This window comes from Hungatella sp. L36 (genome assembly GCF_014288035.1).
This window is the reverse complement of the sequence record NZ_JACOPC010000017.1, coordinates 86,263-106,228: the sequence shown is the minus strand read 5'-3', so window position 1 is coordinate 106,228 and position 19,966 is coordinate 86,263. Positions and strand designations below refer to the sequence as shown.

General features: G+C 50.2%; 19 protein-coding genes. 15 read left to right on the top strand and 4 right to left on the bottom strand.

Features of this window, described 5'->3' with window-relative positions; translation table 11 throughout:
• Positions 1-49 precede the first annotated feature (49 nt).
• Both H8S80_RS28330 and H8S80_RS28325 read right to left on the bottom strand, forming a co-directional pair.
• Entirely contained in the window at positions 50-1,381 is a 1,332-nt protein-coding gene (locus H8S80_RS28330; protein WP_117630533.1) for a sodium-dependent transporter, read from the bottom strand.
• 124 nt (positions 1,382-1,505) lie between these two features.
• The gene (locus H8S80_RS28325) at positions 1,506-2,543 is read right to left on the bottom strand and encodes a LacI family DNA-binding transcriptional regulator (protein WP_117630534.1); all 1,038 of its coding nucleotides are present in this window, start codon (positions 2,541-2,543) and stop codon (positions 1,506-1,508) included.
• A gap of 351 nt (positions 2,544-2,894) precedes the next feature.
• On the opposite strand from H8S80_RS28325, the gene H8S80_RS28320 reads away from it, so the two are divergent.
• The 12 genes from H8S80_RS28320 to H8S80_RS28265 all read left to right on the top strand — a co-directional run bounded on the left by H8S80_RS28320 (position 2,895) and on the right by H8S80_RS28265 (position 16,175).
• Positions 2,895-4,319, top strand: coding sequence for an extracellular solute-binding protein (locus tag H8S80_RS28320; RefSeq protein ID WP_117630535.1), 1,425 nt, complete (start codon positions 2,895-2,897; stop codon positions 4,317-4,319).
• A gap of 87 nt (positions 4,320-4,406) precedes the next feature.
• Complete coding sequence (locus H8S80_RS28315) at positions 4,407-5,288, top strand: carbohydrate ABC transporter permease (RefSeq protein WP_117630536.1); 882 nt, start codon at positions 4,407-4,409, stop codon at positions 5,286-5,288.
• Positions 5,289-5,304: 16 nt separating this feature from the next.
• Complete coding sequence (locus H8S80_RS28310) at positions 5,305-6,132, top strand: carbohydrate ABC transporter permease (RefSeq protein WP_055653220.1); 828 nt, start codon at positions 5,305-5,307, stop codon at positions 6,130-6,132.
• A 12-nt stretch (positions 6,133-6,144) separates the two neighbouring features.
• Positions 6,145-6,963, top strand: coding sequence for a transketolase (locus tag H8S80_RS28305; RefSeq protein WP_117630537.1), 819 nt, complete (start codon positions 6,145-6,147; stop codon positions 6,961-6,963).
• 1 nt (position 6,964) lies between these two features.
• Complete coding sequence (locus H8S80_RS28300; protein WP_117630538.1) at positions 6,965-7,900, top strand: transketolase family protein; 936 nt, start codon at positions 6,965-6,967, stop codon at positions 7,898-7,900.
• Positions 7,901-7,920: 20 nt separating this feature from the next.
• On the top strand, positions 7,921-8,967 hold the full coding sequence (locus H8S80_RS28295) for a hypothetical protein (RefSeq protein ID WP_117630539.1): 1,047 nt from the start codon (positions 7,921-7,923) through the stop codon (positions 8,965-8,967).
• 16 nt (positions 8,968-8,983) lie between these two features.
• Complete coding sequence (ulaG, locus tag H8S80_RS28290) at positions 8,984-10,054, top strand: L-ascorbate 6-phosphate lactonase (protein WP_055653224.1); 1,071 nt, start codon at positions 8,984-8,986, stop codon at positions 10,052-10,054.
• A 12-nt stretch (positions 10,055-10,066) separates the two neighbouring features.
• Entirely contained in the window at positions 10,067-10,765 is a 699-nt protein-coding gene (gene araD / locus H8S80_RS28285) for an L-ribulose-5-phosphate 4-epimerase AraD (RefSeq protein ID WP_055653225.1), read from the top strand.
• Between the two features lie 10 nt (positions 10,766-10,775).
• Positions 10,776-11,627, top strand: coding sequence for a sugar phosphate isomerase/epimerase family protein (locus tag H8S80_RS28280; protein ID WP_117630540.1), 852 nt, complete (start codon positions 10,776-10,778; stop codon positions 11,625-11,627).
• 175 nt (positions 11,628-11,802) lie between these two features.
• Complete coding sequence (locus H8S80_RS28275) at positions 11,803-12,426, top strand: TetR/AcrR family transcriptional regulator (RefSeq protein ID WP_002604990.1); 624 nt, start codon at positions 11,803-11,805, stop codon at positions 12,424-12,426.
• Positions 12,427-12,621: 195 nt separating this feature from the next.
• Positions 12,622-14,436, top strand: coding sequence for an ABC transporter ATP-binding protein (locus H8S80_RS28270; protein WP_117630541.1), 1,815 nt, complete (start codon positions 12,622-12,624; stop codon positions 14,434-14,436).
• Complete coding sequence (locus H8S80_RS28265; protein WP_117630542.1) at positions 14,433-16,175, top strand: ABC transporter ATP-binding protein; 1,743 nt, start codon at positions 14,433-14,435, stop codon at positions 16,173-16,175. The genes H8S80_RS28270 and H8S80_RS28265 overlap by 4 nt, the downstream gene beginning before the upstream one ends.
• A gap of 116 nt (positions 16,176-16,291) precedes the next feature.
• Here the strand turns inward: H8S80_RS28265 and H8S80_RS28260 are convergent, their stop codons facing one another.
• Together H8S80_RS28260 and H8S80_RS28255 are read right to left on the bottom strand one after the other, a co-directional pair.
• Positions 16,292-16,855, bottom strand: a complete 564-nt coding sequence (locus tag H8S80_RS28260) for a hypothetical protein (protein ID WP_117630543.1) — start codon at positions 16,853-16,855, stop codon at positions 16,292-16,294.
• Entirely contained in the window at positions 16,845-17,453 is a 609-nt protein-coding gene (locus H8S80_RS28255) for a type 1 glutamine amidotransferase family protein (RefSeq protein ID WP_117630544.1), read from the bottom strand. The genes H8S80_RS28260 and H8S80_RS28255 overlap by 11 nt, the downstream gene beginning before the upstream one ends.
• Positions 17,454-17,861: 408 nt before the next feature.
• Here H8S80_RS28255 and H8S80_RS28250 point away from each other — a divergent pair, with 408 nt between their 5' ends.
• The 3 genes from H8S80_RS28250 to H8S80_RS28240 are packed head-to-tail and all read left to right on the top strand — an operon-like array spanning position 17,862 to position 19,916.
• Positions 17,862-18,500, top strand: coding sequence for a hypothetical protein (locus tag H8S80_RS28250; protein ID WP_002604985.1), 639 nt, complete (start codon positions 17,862-17,864; stop codon positions 18,498-18,500).
• Complete coding sequence (locus H8S80_RS28245) at positions 18,493-18,882, top strand: iron chaperone (protein WP_002604984.1); 390 nt, start codon at positions 18,493-18,495, stop codon at positions 18,880-18,882. The genes H8S80_RS28250 and H8S80_RS28245 overlap by 8 nt, the downstream gene beginning before the upstream one ends.
• 32 nt (positions 18,883-18,914) lie before the next feature.
• Entirely contained in the window at positions 18,915-19,916 is a 1,002-nt protein-coding gene (locus H8S80_RS28240; protein ID WP_147338527.1) for a TFIIB-type zinc ribbon-containing protein, read from the top strand.
• Positions 19,917-19,966: the final 50 nt, after the last annotated feature.

The window sequence follows — 19,966 nt, the reverse complement described above, 5'->3', positions numbered from 1 at the left end:
AATATATTCCTGCATCTCTATAAATATTCAGTCAGCGGGGGAGTATGGATTATCTGCCCGTAACAGTATGGTAGATCGTGATAAATCCCGTGATAGTAACGATCGCCACCATCACCGGCGTAATAAACTTAATCAGGAAAATCCAGGCTTTAGCCAGCTTAAACCGCACTCCGCCGTGTTCGATTTCTTCGACCAGCTTTTCTGGATTCCATTTCCATGCGACGTAGTAGCACATGAAGATGCCGCCCAGAGGCAGGAAGATATTGTCCGTCAGCATGCAGACGAAATCGAAAATGTTATAGTTCAGTATGGAGATATCCGCCAGCGGCCCAAAGGACAGGGAGCTGGGAATTCCAAGAAGGAAGATCGCCGTGGTTAAGAGAAGCACAGCTTTTTTTCTGCTCCAGTGCCAGGTTCCCATGACGAAGGAGGCGCATACCTCCAGGAGTGCGACAGCACTCGTCACGGCCGCAAAAAATACCAGCAGGAAGAAAAGGGTTGCGAAAACGGATCCGCCCTTCAGCGCATCAAATACTTTTGGAAGTGTGACAAAGATCAGGCTGGGACCGGAGGCCGGCTCCAATCCGCTGGCAAATACAGCAGGAAAAATGGCGATTCCCGCGAGAACCGCGATTACGGTATCCAGGGCCGCGATGTTGATGCAGCTTTTAGGAATGCTGATATCTCTGTCCAGATAGCTTCCGTAGGTGATAGTGATTCCCATACAGAGGCTTAATGAGTAGAAAACCTGTCCCAGCGCCGCGCTGACGGACGTAATGTTAAATGCATCGAAACGCGGAGAGAAGATAAACGCAAGCCCTTCCCCGGCTCCTGGCAGAGTGACGCCGCGGACAATAATAATTATCAGGATGATAAACAGCGCAGGCATCATGAATTTACTGGCCTTTTCGATTCCACTGACACCGAAATAACAGATCAGGCCGGTAATCAGCATGAATAAGAAAAACCAGACCAGCGGTTCCACAGGCTTCGCCGTAAACGCACCGAAATCGGCCGGCGGCTGAAAGGTGGTGGCATAGCTGGCAAAGTATTTGATGATCCAGCCGCCGATAATGGCGTAATAGGATAAGATGACGAAGGCGGCAAGCACGCCGAAGCAGCCGACGATCCGGGCATGCGGATGAATCGTATCATACGCGAGAACGGGATTCTTCCCGGTCTTTCTTCCCAGGGACATCTCCGTAATCATAACGGGAACACCCAGGATGCAGATAAAAAACAGATAAGCGATCAGGAACGGAAATCCGCCGTTGCGCCCCATTAGATACGGAAATTTCCAGAGATTCCCAAGGCCGATGGCCGCGCCGGCGGTAGCCAGGATAAAGCCCATCTTGCTGGCCCATTTGTTGTTCGTTTTCATAAGTAGATCTCCCCCAATAATATGTTCTTTTCTCGTGTGTACACGCCGAAGGCCGGAGCCTGGAAAAGGGCGTACGAATACACAGCTTTTCTATTATACTGAATAATGGGGGAAATATCAATTCTTAAGACCTTTTTTTCACTGGAGGCCGGTCGCAGCTTTCCCTGACAGCCAGGTAGAATGGCAGGTAGAGCTTCAAGGGAATGGTGTGCTCTCCCTCAATCCTGTCGATCAGGATTTTTGCGACCATCTGCCCCATCTCATCCACAGGCACATGGACGGTTGTGAGCATCGGCGATAAATACTGTACGGTCTCAATATCATCGATGCTGATCAGGGACAGATCATCGGGAATCCGGATCTTCGCTTCCTTTGCTGCCTTCATGGCGCCGATAGCCGTGATGTCATTTCCGCAGAAGAGCGCTGTCATATTGGGATTCTTTTCGAAGAGAGACTGGGCGCCTAAGTACCCGCTCTCTCCGGAGAGATGCCTGACTGTGTTTACAAGCTTCTTTGATATCAGCAGATGGTGTTTGGTCAGACTGTCCTCATACGCACGGTATAAATTTTCATTTTCCCGGTCTCCGATATAGCCAATGCTGGTGTGCCCCAGAGACAGCAGATGTTCCATGGCACAGCAGCCCGCGCCGTAGGCGTCACAGATAATCTGGTCATAGTTGGCATCTACCGGATTCAGCCCAGTATAGGCTACACAGCGAAAATGTTTCTTTAAAAATTGAAAGAGTTTCTTATCGCCGCGCCCGAGCACTACCACTCCGTCGACCTGATTATCCTCGATCATACTCAGCGTACTGGTGTTGTCGATGTCAAAGGCGCTGAAAGAGTATTTTATGATGTATCCCCGTTTAAATACCTCCTGCTCAATGCTGCGGGCCAGTGACGAAAAAAATATATCGGTAAAGGCGCTTGTACGCGCAAACAGACAGGCGATGTTCCCATTTTTCTTAAGAGGGGCGTCGTCCTGATTTTTTTTGCGCAGATTTCTTGCTGAATCGTTAGGGACATATCCGTATTTTCTGACGACCGTCCAGATTCGTTCCTGGACCTCCTTGCTGGCGGCATTGGTGTGCTTGTCATTGAGAACACGCGATACCGTAGATATGGATACTCCGGCCTCCTGAGCAATGTCTTTCAGTTTCATATTTCCTCACACTCCATTCTTCCGCCCTGCAGCGGTATCTTTCATACTATCTTTTTTTAGTATAACAAATGTCTGGAAAAACGCAATATGATTGAGCAAATTAACGAAAAAATGTAAAGAAAATAAAACGAAAACAAAAATAAAATACAAAAACGTTTGCGTAATTCGCTAATGACTTGTGCAAAAATATGTGTTATCATAAAAACTATAAAGAGAGATAATTTTAATATTTTAACGAGGTTTTAATGAAAATTATGCTGGTAAATAATGGTAAATCTTGAAACTAAGGGAAAATATTGCTTAAACGCAAAAGAAATACCTATTTATTAAAATAAAAAAGGAGGAAGCAACATGAGAAAAATGCATCAACGCAATCTTGCAATGGGTCTTTGTGCAATGCTGCTGTTAGGCAGCACCGGATGCAGCAATCAGGGGGGGAATACGGAGACTAAGCAGGTACCCCAGACGGAAAAGGAGCAGGCGGCAGAAACCACCGTCGCCGGGGAGGAGAGCAGCTTTGACTGGAAACAGTTTGACGGTACCACCATAGTTGCCAGTGTCCCCAACAACGTGCACTGGAATTCCGTCAAGGAGTACATACCGGAATTTACGGAATTGACGGGAATAAATGTAGAGTTGGATGTGCTGGCTAATAACAATCTGCATGATAAACAGCTTCTCGAATTCAGCAAACCGGAGTCCGATTTTGACATAGTGGCTTACATTGTTTCCTGGAAGTCGGAATACAACCGTGCCGGTGGACTGGAAGTGCTCGATCCCTATTTTGAAGATCCCTCTATTACATATCCTGAATACGATATTGAGGATTTCGCTCCTGCCTTTTTTGAACTGGCCGGAAAAGTGGACGGTGTTAAGGACTATTTAGACGGTCCGGATGCAAAACTGGTAGGACTTCCGTTTGGAACGGAGACATCGATCATGGCATATCGAAAGGATCTGTTCGAAAAATATGAAATAAAGGTCCCGGAGACTTATGGGGAAGTAATGGAAGCGGCCCGTATCATTCATGAGAAGGAACCGAATATGTATGGGCTGTCCATGCGTACCTCCAGCGGTGCGGATTCCTGCCACAGCTGGTTTACACTGGGGAAATCGCTGGGAGCAGAGATGTTTGATGATAACTGGGAGCCGGCTTTTGATAATGAAGGTTCTCTGGCGACTCTGGATTTCATGAAAGAAATGCTGGTCTATTCGCCGCCAGGTGCTGAGAGCTTTGACCTGGGAGCCTCTGACAATGCATTTCTTCAGGGGCTGACCTCCATGATTATTGACCGGGACAAGCTTATCGGAATGTGTCAGGATCCGGAGAAGTCGAAGGTGGCCGATACGGTTGGATTTGCGCTCCAGCCAAAGGCGGATGATGGCTATCTTGAGACGGAGGCTGGTGGATTTGCCGTGGGGATTCCGGCTAATTCCCAGAATAAGAAGGCAGCTTTCCTCTTCCTTCAGTGGCTGACAAGCAAGGATACAGACAAAAAACTGGCGCTTAAGGCGGTGACGCCTTCCAGACTCTCCACCTTCAGTGATCCGGACGTATTAGAAGCGCAGCCTGCGTTTGTAGTGGTAAAAGAAGCGGTAAGCCATGCGAATCCGGACTGGCGTCCGGGTATTCCGGAAATCACAAGGATACAGTCACAGCTTCTCGGTGTTGCGATCAATCAGGTGATGACAGGTGCAAAGGACGCGAAAGCGGCTATGGAAGAGATCAAAGAGCCAGTGAGAAAGATTATGGTTGAAGGCGGATATATAAAATAGGCTAAATGACAGAAATGCCCGGCTGGTCCGGCGTACATGCGGTGCTTTTCCGGAGGCCGGGCATTTAGGTGCATAGGAGGATACTCAATGAAAAAAGGCATATCGAAAAGACTTGCTCCATACATTTTTTCGGCGCCTACCGTGATTTTAATGACCATTTTTATGGGATTTCCCATCCTGTACGGGTTAATTCTCGGGTTTTTCCAGTGGTCTCTGGTAGATTTAAAAAATGCCCCTGCCTTTGCAGGGTTGCATAATTTCAAAACACTCTTTCAAAATCCGCAGTTCTGGTCAAGTATGAAGACTACGCTGATCTTCGTGGTATCTGTTATCTTTGTGCAGCTCCTTCTGGGAATGGTCATAGCGCTTCTTCTGGAGAAGAACCTGCCGGGCATCCGTTTCTTCCGCAGTATTTTCATGCTTCCAGTCATGATCTCCCCTGTGGTGGTAGGCGTTATCTGGAAGTATATCTACGATGCTAACTTCGGGATGCTGAACTATCTGCTTGGCCTTATTGGAGTGCCGGCGGGAACGTGGCTGTCCAGTGAGGGAACGGCTTTGCTGTCTGTAATCATCACGGAGATCTGGCAGTGGACTCCTTTTGTATTTTTAATTCTCCTATCGGGCCTGCAGAGCGTTCCCAGTGATTTGATGGAGGCGGCAGTGGTTGACGGGGCTTCTTATTTCCAGACGCTTGTCCATGTAAAACTTCCGTGTATGAAGAATATTATACGCCTGGTACTGACTCTCCGTATGATTGAATCCATGAGAAGCATGGTGGTCATATTTATCATGACGGGCGGTGGGCCCGGGATATCGACGATGACGCTTCCAATGTCTATTTACAAGGACGCATTTGTAAATCAGGACCTGGGGTCTGCGTCTGCAACTGCAATTATTCTGATGATTATGCTGATTCTGCTGACGGTGTTCGTAAAGGGCGGCAAAGAAGCAGATGACAAGCATTAACGGGAGGAGAGCGATAATGAAGACACGTTCCGCATTATGGACTATGCTGCGTCTGCTGGTAGTTCTTCTGATTGCCATAGTGGTTCTGTTTCCTGTCTATATTATGGTAATCACATCTTTTAAGACCAGCAGCCAGGCATTTGATATGCCGCCGGAATTCCTGCCGGCCCCCGCGCTTTTTAACTATCACGCGGTGCTGACAGAACTGAATTTTACGCGGTACCTTTATAACAGCCTCGTCATCTCCCTTGTCACCACGGCAGTCAGTATTCTGGTGTGCATCATGTCGGGGTATGCGCTGGCCAGATTTAACTTCCGGGGGGCCGGCCTCCTTTCCATGGGTACGGTGCTGATTCGTATGGTGCCGCCGGTAGTGGTCGCGGTGCCGATGTATGTACTGTGGACTAAATTCGGACTGACCGGAGGCCTTAGTGGACTGGTCCTGGCATATTTGGGGCTGACGATCCCGTTAAATGTCTGGATGCTTTCTATATTTATTAAAGAGATACCCTTTGAACTGGAGGAAGCAGCCGCGATTGACGGATGCAGCTATATGAGAATTCTTTGGGGAATTGTGGTTCCGCTTATTAAGCCGGGAATCTCCGTGACCAGCGTCTTTACGTTCCGGACGGCGTGGAATGAATTCCTTCTGGCAATTATTTTGAGCAACCGCAGTACGAGGACACTTCCGGCCGCAGTATCACTGATGATCAGTGACCTTGGAATCAATTGGGGGCAGATTATGGCGATGGCGACCATTATAGCGATTCCGGCATTTATCGTGACCTTTGCGTGTTCGAAGAATCTCATAACCGGTATGACGGCGGGGGCAGTAAAAGGATAGAGGGGGATGAGTATGAGCGATATCAGACTGCTTGAGGAGAAGGCAGGAGAGATAAGAAAACTGGTTATTACATCGGTCAGCAGGGCGGGAAGCGGCCATCCGGGTGGCGCGTTATCCTGCGCGGACTTATTGGCGGCTCTGTATTTTGAAGTGATGAACATCAGGCCGGAGGAGCCTCTGTGGGAGGAGCGGGACAGATTCGTCCTGTCCAAGGGACATTCCTGTCCGGCATTGTACGCGGCATTGGCGCTGCGCGGGTATTTCCCTGTAAAGGAAATGGACACGCTCCGTTCACTTGGTTCCATACTTCAGGGGCATCCCTGTGCGGAGAAGACACCGGGTGTCGATGTGTCCACCGGATCGCTGGGACAGGGACTTTCCATTGCAAATGGAATCACCCTGGGGGCAAGACTGGATAAAAAAGAGTTCTACACCTACTGTCTCATGGGAGATGGGGAGACGGAGGAAGGGCAGGTATGGGAGGCGGCCATGACTGCATCTCATTATAGACTGGACCACGTCATCGCATTTGTAGACTACAATCATCTGCAGATAGACGGCTCCATAGAGGAAGTCATCGGAAACCGGAATTTGGCGGCAAAATTCCAGGCGTTTGGCTGGAGGACGATCACGGTGGATGGACACAGCATGGAAGCGGTTCTCGGTGGAATTCAGGAGGCGAAACGCAGCAGGGGAACTCCGGTCTGCATAATCTTAAATACCATTAAGGGAAAGGGCGTCTCCTTTATGGAGAATCAGGCCGCCTGGCATGGATGTGCGCCGACGCCGGAACAGGCCGCACGCGCACTCTCAGAACTGGAGGGAAATTAATATGGGGGAAATGATTGCGACGAGGGAAGCCTTTGGCAGAGCATTGGCGGCGTGCGGAGCAGAAAATCGTGACATTGTTGTTCTGGATGCGGATTTATCAAAGGCTACCATGAGCTCTGTATTCCAGAAAGCCTTTCCGGAACGTTTTTTCAATGTGGGCATCGCGGAAGGAGACTTGATCGACACGGCCGCGGGGCTGGCGGCTGCGGGGAAAATACCATTTGCGTGTACCTTTGCGGTATTTGCCGCGGGCAGGGCCTTTGAACAGATACGCAATTCGGTGGCGTATCCCAAACTGAATGTGAAAATCTGCGGCAGTCACGGAGGAATTGCAGTGGGCTGGGATGGGGCCACCCATCAGGCGGTGGAGGATCTGGCCATCATGGCAGCAATTCCCAATATGGTGGTGCTGTATCCGGGCGATGCGGTTGAGATGGAGGCGGCGGTAAAGGCGATGGCACTCTATGACGGACCTGTCTATATCCGGTTTGGAAGACATCCGCAGCCGGTTTTATTTGACAGATCGTCCTATGAATTCAGGATCGGCAAAGGCATTGTCATGAGAAACGGGCGTGATGTGACTCTGGTGGTGACTGGTTCCTTACTTGCAGCAGCCATGCAGGCAGCAGACGATTTGGCAGCCGGGGGAATTGAGGCGGAAGTGCTGCACTTGCCGACGATAAAACCGCTTGATGAAGCGCTGCTTGTGGAATCGGCATCCAGAACCGGCAGGGCGGTGGTCATTGAGGAGGGCGTAATACGCGGCGGACTGGGGTCCGCAGTCGCAGTGACGCTTGCACAGCATTGCCCGGTGCCGATGGGATTCGTTGGAATGGAAGATACCTTCGGCCAGTCGGGATCACCGGAGGAACTGCTGGAGTATTACCATTTAACCCCGGCGGCTGTTGTGGAGCGGGTAAAGGGATTGATGAAATAAAAGAACAGGGAGGAAGTCGTATGTTTTCTGTGACAAAAAGGGTTTTGGCTGAATTTGACAAACTCTATGCAATCGCCGGAGTGGTGGATCAGGGCCATTTTAAGACGTGTTATGCGGCTTCGGAGGGCCGGGAGGGCCGATGTGTCCAAATCGATCTGGAGGACGGCAGGGTAAGCGAACGATGGAGTTCCCCGGGAGGCACGATGACACTGTGTCCCACCGGGAAGGAAGGGGAGCTTCTGGCGACGCAGGGCTTCTGGCCGGTATTTGACGCGGCGGAATCGGTAATTGTAAGATCTCATAAGGAAGAAAATGGATATGTGACAGAACCAGTGCAGAAGATTCCCTATCTCCACCGGTTTGAGCTTCTGAATCTTTCGTGGGGAAGGGTCCTGCTGGCGGCCACTTTATGCGGCGGGAAAGAGAATAAAGATGACTGGAGCAAACCGGGGGCAGTCTATGCAGGAGCCTATGCGGAGACAGCAGGGAATCACAGGGCAGAGCCGGTGTCTCTGGAGCCTGTTCTGACGGGGCTGACAAAGAATCACGGATTCTGCCAGACCTCATTTCGTGGGAGGGAGGCAGTACTGATCGCGGCTTCGGAGGGTGTATTTGCATTATATCCGCCGGCTGGAAAAGAGGATAAATGGGAAACCGAGAAGCTCTTAAGCAGGGAGGCCAGCGATGTGGCGTGCTGCGACCTGGATGGTGATGGTCAGGATGAGCTTGTGATCATAGAAGGATTTCATGGAAATCTGGTGACTGTAAATAAATGGACAGACGGCGGCTTTCAGACCGTATGGAGTACGCCTGTCACATTTGGACATGCGCTCTGGTGCGGAGAAATCGCGGGAAAGAGATGCCTGATCACCGGCCACAGAAGAGAGGGGATGGAGCTTACTCTGTTTGATTTCACAGAAGACAGCAGAAATCCTGCCAGGCTTACGATCGGAAACGGCGGACCGAGCCAGATCTGTGTCTGCCCCAATGAGAATGGGGCGGAAATTTTAAGCGCAGACCGGGAGAGAGGACAGGCCGTATTATATACAGTAACAGCAGAAAAATAAAGGAGGTTGACATAATATGCCGGATATTAAAGATATAACATGGGAGACGTGGGCAAAAGACGTTTTCCCGGAATGGGGAACCTGGTTAAATGAAGAGATTGAACAGACCGTTGTGCCGGACAATCATTTTTGTATGTGGTGGCTGGGATGCACTGGACTGTGGGTAAAGACGCCGGGAGGTGCCAATATCTGTATTGATTTGTGGCTGAATACAGGGAAAAAGACCAGGAACTGGCCTTATCCGTACGGACAGGGAAGGGATTTCCAGATGACGCGGATTACTGGAAGCCGTGAGATACAGCCCAATACCAGAGTAGTGCCGATGGTTATGAATCCTTTTGAGATTCACGAGATTGACGCGGTACTCTCCACACATTTTCACAGAGACCATATTGATCAGTATGTAGCCGCGGCCGTATGCAGGAATACAAAGGATGTGCCCTTCATCGGACCGGAATACAGCGCGAATATCTGGCGGAGCTGGGGCGTGCCGGAGGAGCGGATCCGTGTAGTGAAGCCGGGGGACACCATAAAGATCAAGGACCTGGAAATCACCGCGGTGGACTCCTTTGACCGGACAGCCTTGATTACAGACCCGCCGCTGGGCGATATCAGAGGCAGAATGCCTGATGACATGGATGTCAGAGCCGTAAACTACGTGATCAAAACGCCGGGAGGAACGATTTACCACAGCGGAGACTCCCATTTCTCCAATTATTACCGGAAGCACGGAAATGATTATGACATCGATGTGGCGCTGGCAAGCTTCGGTGAGAATCCGCCGGGCTGTACGGATAAGATGACTTCTGCCGACTGCCTGAGAATGGCTGAGAACTTACGGACAAAGGTTCTGATTCCGTTCCACTACGATATCTGGTGTAATATGCTGGCCGATCCGGCTGAAATCGAGCTGCTGTACAACTTTAAAAAGGAACGTCTCGGGTATGAGTTCCATCCCTACATATGGCAGGTGGGTGGAAAGTACACGTATCCCCAGGACAGGGACCGTACCCGCTATATGTATCCGCGGGGATTCGGCGATGCCATGGCTGATGAACCGAATATCCCGTTTAAATCATTTTTATAGTGTGAGGTGGGTATGAACTTAGCTGAACTGAAAAAACAGGTGTATGACTGTAATCTGGAACTGGTACGGAGAGGGCTCGTGATCTATACGTGGGGAAATGTCAGTGCGATTGACCGCGGGAACGGACTGGTGGTTATCAAGCCGAAGGGAATTGAGTATGACCTTCTGACGGCAGACGATATGGCGGTGACGGATCTGGACGGAAATCTGGTGGAAGGAAGCCTGCTTCCTTCCGTGGATTTAGATATCCATCTGGAACTATATAAAAAGTTCCCGAACGCGGGCGGGATCGCCCATACCCACTCCACATGGGCCACGGCCTGGGCCCAGGCCGGCGTGGATATCCCCGTGATGGGAACGACTCATGCAGACCATTTTTACGGGCCGATTCCGTGTGTCCGGCAGCTGTCCAGGGAAGAAGTGGAGCATGACTATGAGCGGAATTTGGGCCGTGTGATCGTGGAACGGTTTGAGGCCATTGATCCGGCTTCTATGTGCGCGGTGCTGGCTCCGGGACACGGTCCATTTACCTGGGGAAGGAGCCCTGAGGAGGCGGTGGAACACAGTGTAATTCTGGAGGAACTGGCCAGAATGGCGAAGCTGTCCGCAGATATCAATGGCGGAAAGGCTCCGGTTCTTCCGGAATATATGGCGGAGAAACACTATATGAGAAAATTCGGACCGGAAGCTTATTTTTATCAGAACCGGTGAGGAGGAGCCTATGGAAAAATCGGCAGCACTTTCTCTGTTTGCAGGCTGGAAGGGAATGCCTGCACTCTACTCTGGAACTGATGAAAAAACGCTGGCGGAGATAAGAGAGTTTGGCTATACCGGCGTGGATTTATTTGTGGACGATCCGTTTCTCCCGGAAAACCGGGCGGCACTGGGAAAGTTAAGGAAGCACGGTCTTGGGATTGGAGCGGTCATGCCGGCGCTGCTGGCCAAACAGGGGTTATCTCTGGGGGACAAAGATCCTGAGATGCGTAAGTATGCGGTGGAACGGATCGGTGATATGATCCGTTTTGCCTCGGAAGCCTCCGGCATGGTCTCCCTTGGACTGGTGCGCGGCAGAGCCGGAGCAGGTGCTGGCCGGGAGGAGTTTTTTAAACGTCTGGCCGGAAGCTTTGAGGAACTGCTTAAGATCTCTTTGCCGCTGGAGGTTCCGCTGATACTGGAGCCGATCAACCGTTATGAATCGGATCATTTAAATTCCAGTATGGAAGCCCTTGATTTTATTGAAAAGAGCGGGCTTCCGCTGTATTTGATGCTGGATACATTTCATATGAACATTGAGGACGTGGATCTGGCGGAATGCTTCCGGCGGTGTGCTCCCTATACAAAACATATCCATTTTGTGGATTCCAACCGGCTGGCTCCGGGAATGGGGCATTTGAATATGGCAGAGCTGTATCGAACGCTGGAAAAGCTGGATTACAGCGGATACCTCTGTCTGGAGGCTCTGCCCCTGCCTTCTGGAAGCGAGTGCGCCCGGATGGGGGCGAAGTTTTTTGGTTCTCAGGAAAGCTCGTCCTGTAAAACAAATAAACTCTTCGTTCCTTATGGCAGCGTCTGAAAGCGGGAGAATGGCTGTCCGGCGGACATTTATATAAAAAAATGTCTGTTATTGAGAAAATGAGAAAAAGGGATCAGTAAGCTGTATTGACTGGTTCCTTTTTTTGTCGTATCATAACGGTGTTATATAACACTGTTATAAAAATGCTCGAACCAGAGCAGAATTGAGGTAATAAATGGGTACCCAAAACAGAGATACGGCTGCGGCGATTCTGGAGGCCAGCAGGAAAGAATTTATGGAATACGGATACGAGAAGGCATCGTTAAGGCGGATTGCAAAAGAAGCCTCGGTTACCACCGGCGCAATCTATGGCTATTTTGCAGGAAAGGATGCGCTGTTTGCGGCGCTGACGGAAGATGCGGCGGAGGAACTGGTGGAACTGTATACAAAGGTGCACAGCGATTTCGCGTCGCTTCCGCCCGAGGAGCAGCCGGATATGTTGAATGTTGTGACGGAGGAGTGTGTTCCGTGGCTGGTGAATTACGTCTATGACCATTTCGAGGCGTTTAAGCTGCTTCTGTGCTGCGGTGCTCCCGGCTGCGGAGAACGATTCTTTGACCGGCTGGCCGAGGTGGAGGAGCAGTCATGCCATGATTTTGTGGCGGCGGTAGAGCAGATGGGTTATCCGGTCCCCAAACTGGGAGATGCGTTGATCCATATCGTGTGCAGCACCTTCTTTCGGCAGATTCAGGAGTTTGTAGACCACGATATCCCGCGGGAAGAGGCGATGTCCTGCTCCCTCATCTTAAGCCGTTTCCAGCATGCGGGGTGGAAAAAGATTTTGAATCTGCCTTCATAGTCAGGAATGGCGGACAGATAGGTCAGATGCAATAGTACCTGTAAATGGGAAGGTATTGCGCTACAGAGTTAGTCAAAACTAACTGAACCGCGGGGTACAATGCGGGTTACGATGCGAGTTATAATGCGAGTTACAATGCGAGTTACGATGCGGGTTACAATGCGAGTTACAATTCAACAAAAAGGAGGATGAAAAATGGAAAGCAGTAACAGGAAAATCATGACACGGCTTCCGGAGACAAAGAAAGTCACGCTGATGACCTTTGCCGGAAAGTACCGGTTCCTCACGGGGACCGGCTGTGTCTTATCGGGAATCAGTTCCGTAATTGCGCTGGCGCCCTATCTGTGCATGTGGAATGTAGTGAAAGAGGTGGTTCTGACCTGGAATACCGGTCTGGACGGCCGGAGTCTGGTTCATTGGGGCTGGCTGGCGGTGGCGTCGTCTCTGATCAGCATGCTGTTTTATTATGGAGCGCTCATGTGCACTCATTTATCGGCCTTCCGCACAGCCAGAAATATGAAGACCGCGGCGCTTCACCACCTGGCAAGGCTGCCTATCGGATATTTCAAGCAGGAGGGGAGCGGAAAGCTGCGGCGGATAATCGATGATGGCGCCGGCCAGACGGAGACGTATCTGGCCCATCAGCTTCCGGATCTGGCAGGGGCTATTGTGACGCCTGTCGCCGTTCTTGTGCTTCTTCTGGTCTTTGACTGGAGATTCGGCCTGATCAGCCTGGTTCCAATGGGCGTGGGCGTATTTTTCTTAAGCCGCATGATGGGAACCGGGATGGCGGAGTGTATGCGGCAGTATCAGAACGCCCTGGAAGATATGAATAACGAAGCGGTGGAGTATGTCCGGGGAATTCCGGTGGTTAAGACGTTTCAGCAGAGCATATTTTCGTTTAAGAGCTTTCACGATTCGATCCTACGGTATCGGGACTGGGCGGTGAATTATACCATCTCCCTGCGCATTCCCATGTGTGCCTATACAGTCAGCATCAACGGGATTTTTGCCATACTGATTCCCGCCGGAATTCTGCTGGCCGGTGATATTTCCAGAGGAGCCTCCTATACGGCTGCGGCGCTGGACATTATCTTTTATATTTTATTCAGCCCGATCTGTGTGGCAATGATGGATAAGATCATGTGGACCAGTGAAAATACCATGGCTGCCAAAGACGCCATGAACCGCGTCTTAAAAATTCTGAAGGAAGAGCCGCTTTCCGAGCCGCCCGCGCCGAAGAAGCCAAAGGATTATACGATTCAGTTTCAGGATGTGACATTCTCTTACCGGAAGGGAGGAATTGCAGCTCTGGATAAAGTCTCCCTCACGGTTCCGCAGGGGGCTACCGCGGCCGTGGTGGGCGCTTCCGGCAGCGGCAAGACCACATTGGTAAGCCTGATTCCCCGGTTTTTTGATGTCAATGGCGGAAGCATCACCATAGGAGGCGCCGATGTGCGTGAGATCGGTACGGAGGAGCTGATGAAAATGGTCAGCTTTGTATTCCAGGACTGCCACTTATTTAAGGATACCCTTCTGAATAACATACGGGCGGCCAGGCCCCAGGCTGCGGAGGCCGAGGTGAGGCGGGCTCTGGAAGCCGCACGGTGCGAAGATATCATTGAGAAAATGCCGCAGGGCCTCCATACCGTCGTCGGCACAAAGGGAGTCTATTTATCGGGAGGTGAGGTCCAGCGGATCGCCCTGGCAAGAGCTATCTTAAAGGATGCCCCCATCGTTCTGTTGGATGAGGCAACCGCATTTGCAGATCCTGACAATGAGTACCTGATTCAGCAGGGATTTGAGAAACTGGTAGAAGGCAAGACGGTTATCATGATCGCCCACAGGCTGTCCACCGTCTGCCGTGCGGACCGCATCTTTGTGATGGAGAAGGGACGCATTGCGGAAGAGGGAAGCCATAACGCGCTTCTCGCATCCGGCGGACTGTACGCCAGGATGTGGGAGGATTACCAGAGGTCGGTAGAATGGAAGGTAGGTGGAAAGGCATGAGTATATATCTTCAGAAAAAATTTGCATTGAGCGGGCAGGGAGGAAAAGATCTGACAAAGGCAATCTTTTGCTGTGCCCTGACGAATATCAGCCTGATGTTTCCGATGGGAATCCTGTTCCTCTTTATGGAGCGGCTGACCGGCCCTCTCGTCGGCCTGGAAGCCCCGGATATGGGAATCGGCGGATATGTGGGAATCAGCGTGGTTCTGCTGGCGGTGATTGGCTTCTTTGAGCATCTGCAGTACAACGCCACATTTCTCTCCTCCTATCAGGAGAGCGCCAATATGAGAATCAGGCTGGCGGAACGGCTTCGTAAGCTGCCGCTGTCATTTTTCGGTAAAAGAGATCTGGCCGATTTGACGACTACCATTATGGCGGACTGTGCATTTGTGGAGAAAGCATTTTCTCATTTTATTCCGGAACTGATAGGGGCTTTGATTTCCACGGTGCTGATCGGAGTCGGACTTCTTGCCGCAAACTGGAGGATGGGAATTGCGGTCTTGTGGGTGGCACCTGTATCATTTCTGCTGGCTGCCCTGACCAGACCGCTTGTGGACCGGATGGAGCGGAGACAGAAGGGGAAAAAGATCGCAGCCTCCGATGGCATTCAGGAATGCATCGAGAATATTCAGGATATCCGGGCCAATAACCAGAGTGCGGATTATCTGGAGAAGCTGGACCAGAAAATCATGGACGTGGAATCCATTACGGTTAAACTGGAGCTGTTAAACGGCACGCTGGTGACCTCGGCTCAGATGATCTTAAAGATCGGCATGGCAACCACGGTTCTGGTGGGAGCGTCCCTTCTCGTTTCTGGCTCTATAAGCTTTATGATCTTTCTGATGTTCATGCTGGCTGCGACCAGGCTGTACCAGCCGCTGAGCGGCTGCCTTCAGAATCTGTCTGCCGTGTATTCCACGCTGCTTGTGGTAGAGCGCATGAAGTCCATCGAGGAACAGAAGATACAGCAGGGGAGAGAGGACGCCGCCTATCGTGGCTATGATATCGTGTTTGACCGGGTGGGATTTTCCTATAAGGAAGGGGAACCGGTCCTGCGGGAGGTGTCCTTTACCGCGAGACAGGGGCAGGTTACGGCTCTCGTAGGCCCATCCGGAGGCGGCAAATCCACCAGCGCAAAGCTGGCCGCGCGGTTCTGGGATATCGATAAGGGAACGATCACCATCGGCGGCTGTGATATCAGCAAAATAGAGCCGGAGACGCTGCTGAAGAGCTTCGCCATCGTATTCCAGGACGTGGTTCTGTTCAACAATACGATTATGGAAAATATCCGTCTGGGCAGAAAGGGCGCCTCCGATGAAGAGGTACTGGCGGCAGCCAGGGCAGCCCAGTGTGAAGAATTTATTAGCCGTCTTCCCGAGGGCTATCAGACACGGATCGGGGAAAATGGCTCCACCCTTTCAGGAGGCGAACGGCAGCGGCTGTCCATCGCAAGGGCTCTTTTAAAGGATGCACCAATCATACTCATGGATGAGGCCACGGCATCCCTGGACGTGGAAAATGAGACGCTGGTCCAGGAGGCCATCTCCAATCTGGTGAAGGATAAGACCGTGCTGATTATCGCCCACCGGATGCGGACTGTAGCGGGCGCCGATCAGATCGTCGTACTCAAGGACGGATGCGTGGCGGAACAGGGAACGCCGGAAAAGCTGCTTGAGAATAATGGGATTTACCGTCATATGACGGAGCTTCAGAATAGAAGTTTGTCCTGGAGTTTGTAAATCTTTAAAGGTGTGAGAGCGTCATTGCCGAACAACGGCGCCTGATGATACAATAAGTAATAATGGGCACGTCTTTTACCAATAAGGCGTAATACGTAAAAGGTCTGTTTTACGTATTACGCTGTTGTCCATGATTCAAAAAGAATATAGTCATCTTCCGTTTCAATCAGATAATCGAAAGCGTTCCAGGCATGAATATCACCGTATCGAATGATAGAAAGAATACGTGACGCAACTGCAAGATCAAGTATTTTATTCTTAATATCGAATCCTTCTATGGTATCCGCCTGTATATATTTGATACTTGAAGTACCTCGACACGAAAAGTATTCTGGTATCCAATCGTTTTTTAAGTGCTGCTTCCATTCACCAGTATTAAAATTATCCTTCCACGGTTTTTCTGTTTTCGGCCATTCTTCATGATCATATAATGAATAGATAAAAAGGGCAGAAACTGCCATTTCCAGGGAATTGCACAAATATTTTGGAATTGCACAAAAATAGGCCCCTTCTTCTCTGGCATCGTAGGAATATACACGATTGCTGCGTATGCTGTCTTTATAATTTTCTATAGCTACTTTTGAGGCATATTCAGCAAAATAATCTATATCACAAAACAACTTACCCACTGTATTTAATATAAAATCAACCTCCTGTTTCATAGCTGTTTCAGGTGTCATAAGACGGCAAACATACCTGCCTTATCGCGCCATATTTAAAATTATCATACCACTTTGCCATTTCAACGTCGCTATCCACTTTTAGTATTTTGAAAATTTCATAAGCAAATTCAACCGCCGCCGTTTCATTTGCAGTAATAAAACCACCATCCACCACTACCTGAGCAGGAACATAGAGTGCCTGTCCACAATACCCGCATTGACTTTGAAAAAGTTCCAAGCTGTCACCTGTATGCTTTATATCATTCAGAAAACCATGCCTGCATAAAAATGTTGTTGCACCGCAAATAGCGGCTACAGGAACGCTGGCATTTGAAATTCTTCTGATAAACTCCGCAATTTTATCGTAGTCATTTTCTTCCCAAGAAAGACCACCAGGTAAAATAATAATTGCAGTATTGGAAAAATTCAAATAATCATCTATGCTGTAATCAATGTTTACACACAGGTTGCCCATAGAAACTTTAGGACTAGTATCAAGAGCTATCGTTTTTACAACATAATCTGAAAACACGTTGGCAACAGCTATCGCGTAGCTCGCCTCCCAATCGCACCATCTATCGGTCAGCAGTAACAATATTTCATTTTTCCTATTCATTAAATTTCCTCTCATTAACACAGGTAATGCGCCTTATCCGCCTAATGCGTACAAACCCATAATCTTTTTTCATTTTAATATGACCGCATGGAAATGTCAAACAGCTCAGTTTGTTTTATTACTTCATGCTACAGCTCATAACTCGGTTTGTTCGCTTGGGCACCATTTTATCCTTTGCAGGACGGTTTCTCACATGGCAGAAATGCTGATTTCATTGGCCTTTCCGGCTGGAAAAAGGATTTTATGGTTCCTTTTTGGTTTCCGGAAATATGAATTTTGCATATAAGTGATCCGCCCCACACAACTACCCGCGTTTTATCAGGAAATATCTGTAAAAAAACAGCATTTGATGGTAGAATGATTAATAACACAAGCAAAGTGACTATTGCAAAGACGGGAGACGATCATATGGAGAATCAGAAAATCAGAATCATAAAGAAAAACAACGATTTTTCCCTGGAATACCAGCCGGGCGATATTTTTACGGTAGACAGCACCTGGTACGGAGGGGTCAACGTGACCAGCAAATCCGGAATTCCGCTGTCGCTCGACCGGGAAGAATACGAGCTTTATCAGGAGGAAGAGGAGCCGCGCCGCGAGATCGACCGGTATTCCTATCATCTGGGCGCGATGGACAGTTTCTGCGAGATGGTGGCGGCGGGAGTAAAAAAGCTGGCCATGAGCCACCCCTGTGCCACAAAGGAGGAACGGGATTTATTTCTGCCGGAGGTGAAGCGGATCTGTGATTCGTACGGGATACGGTTCTATCCGGAGGATGAAGCGTTTCTGACGGACTTATTTCCTGAGGAGCTGAACCGGGGGACGTATAACTATCTGTTTTACAGCGCGGACGAGGTGCTGGAATCGTATCTGGGTCTGAAAGAAGAGCAGAAGCGGCTTATGGAAAACGGCACTTACACAAGACAGCAAAGCTATGAGACTGCCAGAAAGTTCGGACAGCTTCTTTCCTATACGGAGGAGGGAACCAGGCGGCTGATCGAGAAAACAGAGAAGCAGAAGGCGGAAGGAGACACGTGCCATGGCTGATCAGAAGAATCAGGAACGCTGCCAGGAAGTCGATGATTATATCGCCGGTTTTGAGGCTCCGGTGCGGGAGCGGCTGGAGGCGGTCCGATCCCTTGTTTTAGAGACTGCCGCCGGATGCAGCGAGAAGCTGGCGTGGGGCGCCCCAACGTACTACTTAAACGGATATCTCTTACAGTTTGCCGCGTATAAGAAGCATCTGGGCTTCTACACCACCCCGGCCACGCTGGAGCATTGGAAAGAGGCGTTGTCCGGTTATAAAACGAATGAGAAGAATACGGTGCAGTTCCCCCATAATAAGGAACTGCCGCTGGATCTGATGAAAGAAATGATTCTGTTCCGGATCCGTGAGAAGGAGACCGAGAGCCAGGATACCAATAAATAAAAGCCGCTGCCGGCGGGAAAGGAACGATGCGGATGGCACTGTTAAAATGTAAGATGTGCGGCGGAACGCTCACAATTGATAAAGACAGCAGCCTGGCTGTCTGTCCTTACTGTGGGACGAAATCCACAGTATACGATCAGGACAGAAAACTGTTCGAGCAGTTTCAGACCATGTTTGCGGCTCTTTTGAATAAAGATGCGGACGCGGGAAAGACGGAGGAGGGCTTCTGGGTGGAGGCCACGGACGAGGAGCTGGTCAGGGAGGATGGGGAGATCATTGCCATCCGCTGCCTCTGGAGGATGAAGGCCGATTTCTGTACCGTGTATGTGGCGAAGAAGAATGTGATTTACACGTTTGATAAACAGTATGAAGCCTATGCGGACCGTTACATCAAGATGGTTTCGGAGGTGAAGTATCCGAACCGGGAGATGGAACAGGAGCTGAAAAACTACATTCCGCAGGTGGTGACTCACTGCCGCCTGGAAGACGGAGGCCGCATGGTGGCCATAGAAAAGAAGCCGGGCGTCTATCCATTACGGCTGTTAGGCATTCTGCTGGACCGCCATGCGGCCTGGGTGATCAGCCGGCTGGAGAATTTGTGCTGCCTCCTCTCCTATAGCGGAATCGTTTTAAATGGCCTGACGCTGGACAATTTATTTGTGGAGCCAGCCACCCATCAGATCTACTTATACGGCGGATGGTGGTTCGCCGGATATCAGAACGGAACGATGAGCGGAATCTCCGCGGACGCAAGAAAATGCATCTACAGGAAATACCTGGAGAGCAAGCGATGCCATTTCTCCACGGACTTGGAATCGCTGCGTCTTGCGGCGGCAAAGCTGCTGGGATGCGAGACAAGGGAGGCGGTGGAAGGCCTTCTGACTCTGCCGGAACCGTTCCGGGAGTTCTTGCTGGAGCCGGCAGCAGGCAGTGCCGGAAGCGATTTCGCCGAGTGGGACAGAGTGCTGGAGGCCTCGTACGGGGAACGGAAATTCATTCCCCTTCCCGTTACGGATGAGGAAATCTATAGCTAGTACTGCGTTGCGCAATTAACTGTGATAAAACACCCGCTATCTACGCCAGA

Bases quoted from the DNA above. Each gene is read 5' to 3' on its own strand.
- H8S80_RS28280 (WP_117630540.1), top strand. From the start codon at position 10,776: ATGGAAAAATCGGCAGCACTTTCTCTGTTTGCAGGCTGGAAGGGAATG.
- H8S80_RS28260 (WP_117630543.1), bottom strand. From the start codon at position 16,855: ATGACACCTGAAACAGCTATGAAACAGGAGGTTGATTTTATATTAAAT.
- H8S80_RS28310 (WP_055653220.1), top strand. From the start codon at position 5,305: ATGAAGACACGTTCCGCATTATGGACTATGCTGCGTCTGCTGGTAGTT.
- H8S80_RS28325 (WP_117630534.1), bottom strand. From the start codon at position 2,543: ATGAAACTGAAAGACATTGCTCAGGAGGCCGGAGTATCCATATCTACG.
- H8S80_RS28245 (WP_002604984.1), top strand. From the start codon at position 18,493: ATGGCTGATCAGAAGAATCAGGAACGCTGCCAGGAAGTCGATGATTAT.
- H8S80_RS28315 (WP_117630536.1), top strand. From the start codon at position 4,407: ATGAAAAAAGGCATATCGAAAAGACTTGCTCCATACATTTTTTCGGCG.
- H8S80_RS28330 (WP_117630533.1), bottom strand. From the start codon at position 1,381: ATGAAAACGAACAACAAATGGGCCAGCAAGATGGGCTTTATCCTGGCT.
- ulaG (WP_055653224.1), top strand. From the start codon at position 8,984: ATGCCGGATATTAAAGATATAACATGGGAGACGTGGGCAAAAGACGTT.
- H8S80_RS28275 (WP_002604990.1), top strand. From the start codon at position 11,803: ATGGGTACCCAAAACAGAGATACGGCTGCGGCGATTCTGGAGGCCAGC.
- H8S80_RS28305 (WP_117630537.1), top strand. From the start codon at position 6,145: ATGAGCGATATCAGACTGCTTGAGGAGAAGGCAGGAGAGATAAGAAAA.
- H8S80_RS28300 (WP_117630538.1), top strand. From the start codon at position 6,965: ATGGGGGAAATGATTGCGACGAGGGAAGCCTTTGGCAGAGCATTGGCG.
- araD (WP_055653225.1), top strand. From the start codon at position 10,067: ATGAACTTAGCTGAACTGAAAAAACAGGTGTATGACTGTAATCTGGAA.
- H8S80_RS28265 (WP_117630542.1), top strand. From the start codon at position 14,433: ATGAGTATATATCTTCAGAAAAAATTTGCATTGAGCGGGCAGGGAGGA.
- H8S80_RS28270 (WP_117630541.1), top strand. From the start codon at position 12,622: ATGGAAAGCAGTAACAGGAAAATCATGACACGGCTTCCGGAGACAAAG.
- H8S80_RS28295 (WP_117630539.1), top strand. From the start codon at position 7,921: ATGTTTTCTGTGACAAAAAGGGTTTTGGCTGAATTTGACAAACTCTAT.
- H8S80_RS28250 (WP_002604985.1), top strand. From the start codon at position 17,862: ATGGAGAATCAGAAAATCAGAATCATAAAGAAAAACAACGATTTTTCC.
- H8S80_RS28255 (WP_117630544.1), bottom strand. From the start codon at position 17,453: ATGAATAGGAAAAATGAAATATTGTTACTGCTGACCGATAGATGGTGC.
- H8S80_RS28240 (WP_147338527.1), top strand. From the start codon at position 18,915: ATGGCACTGTTAAAATGTAAGATGTGCGGCGGAACGCTCACAATTGAT.
- H8S80_RS28320 (WP_117630535.1), top strand. From the start codon at position 2,895: ATGAGAAAAATGCATCAACGCAATCTTGCAATGGGTCTTTGTGCAATG.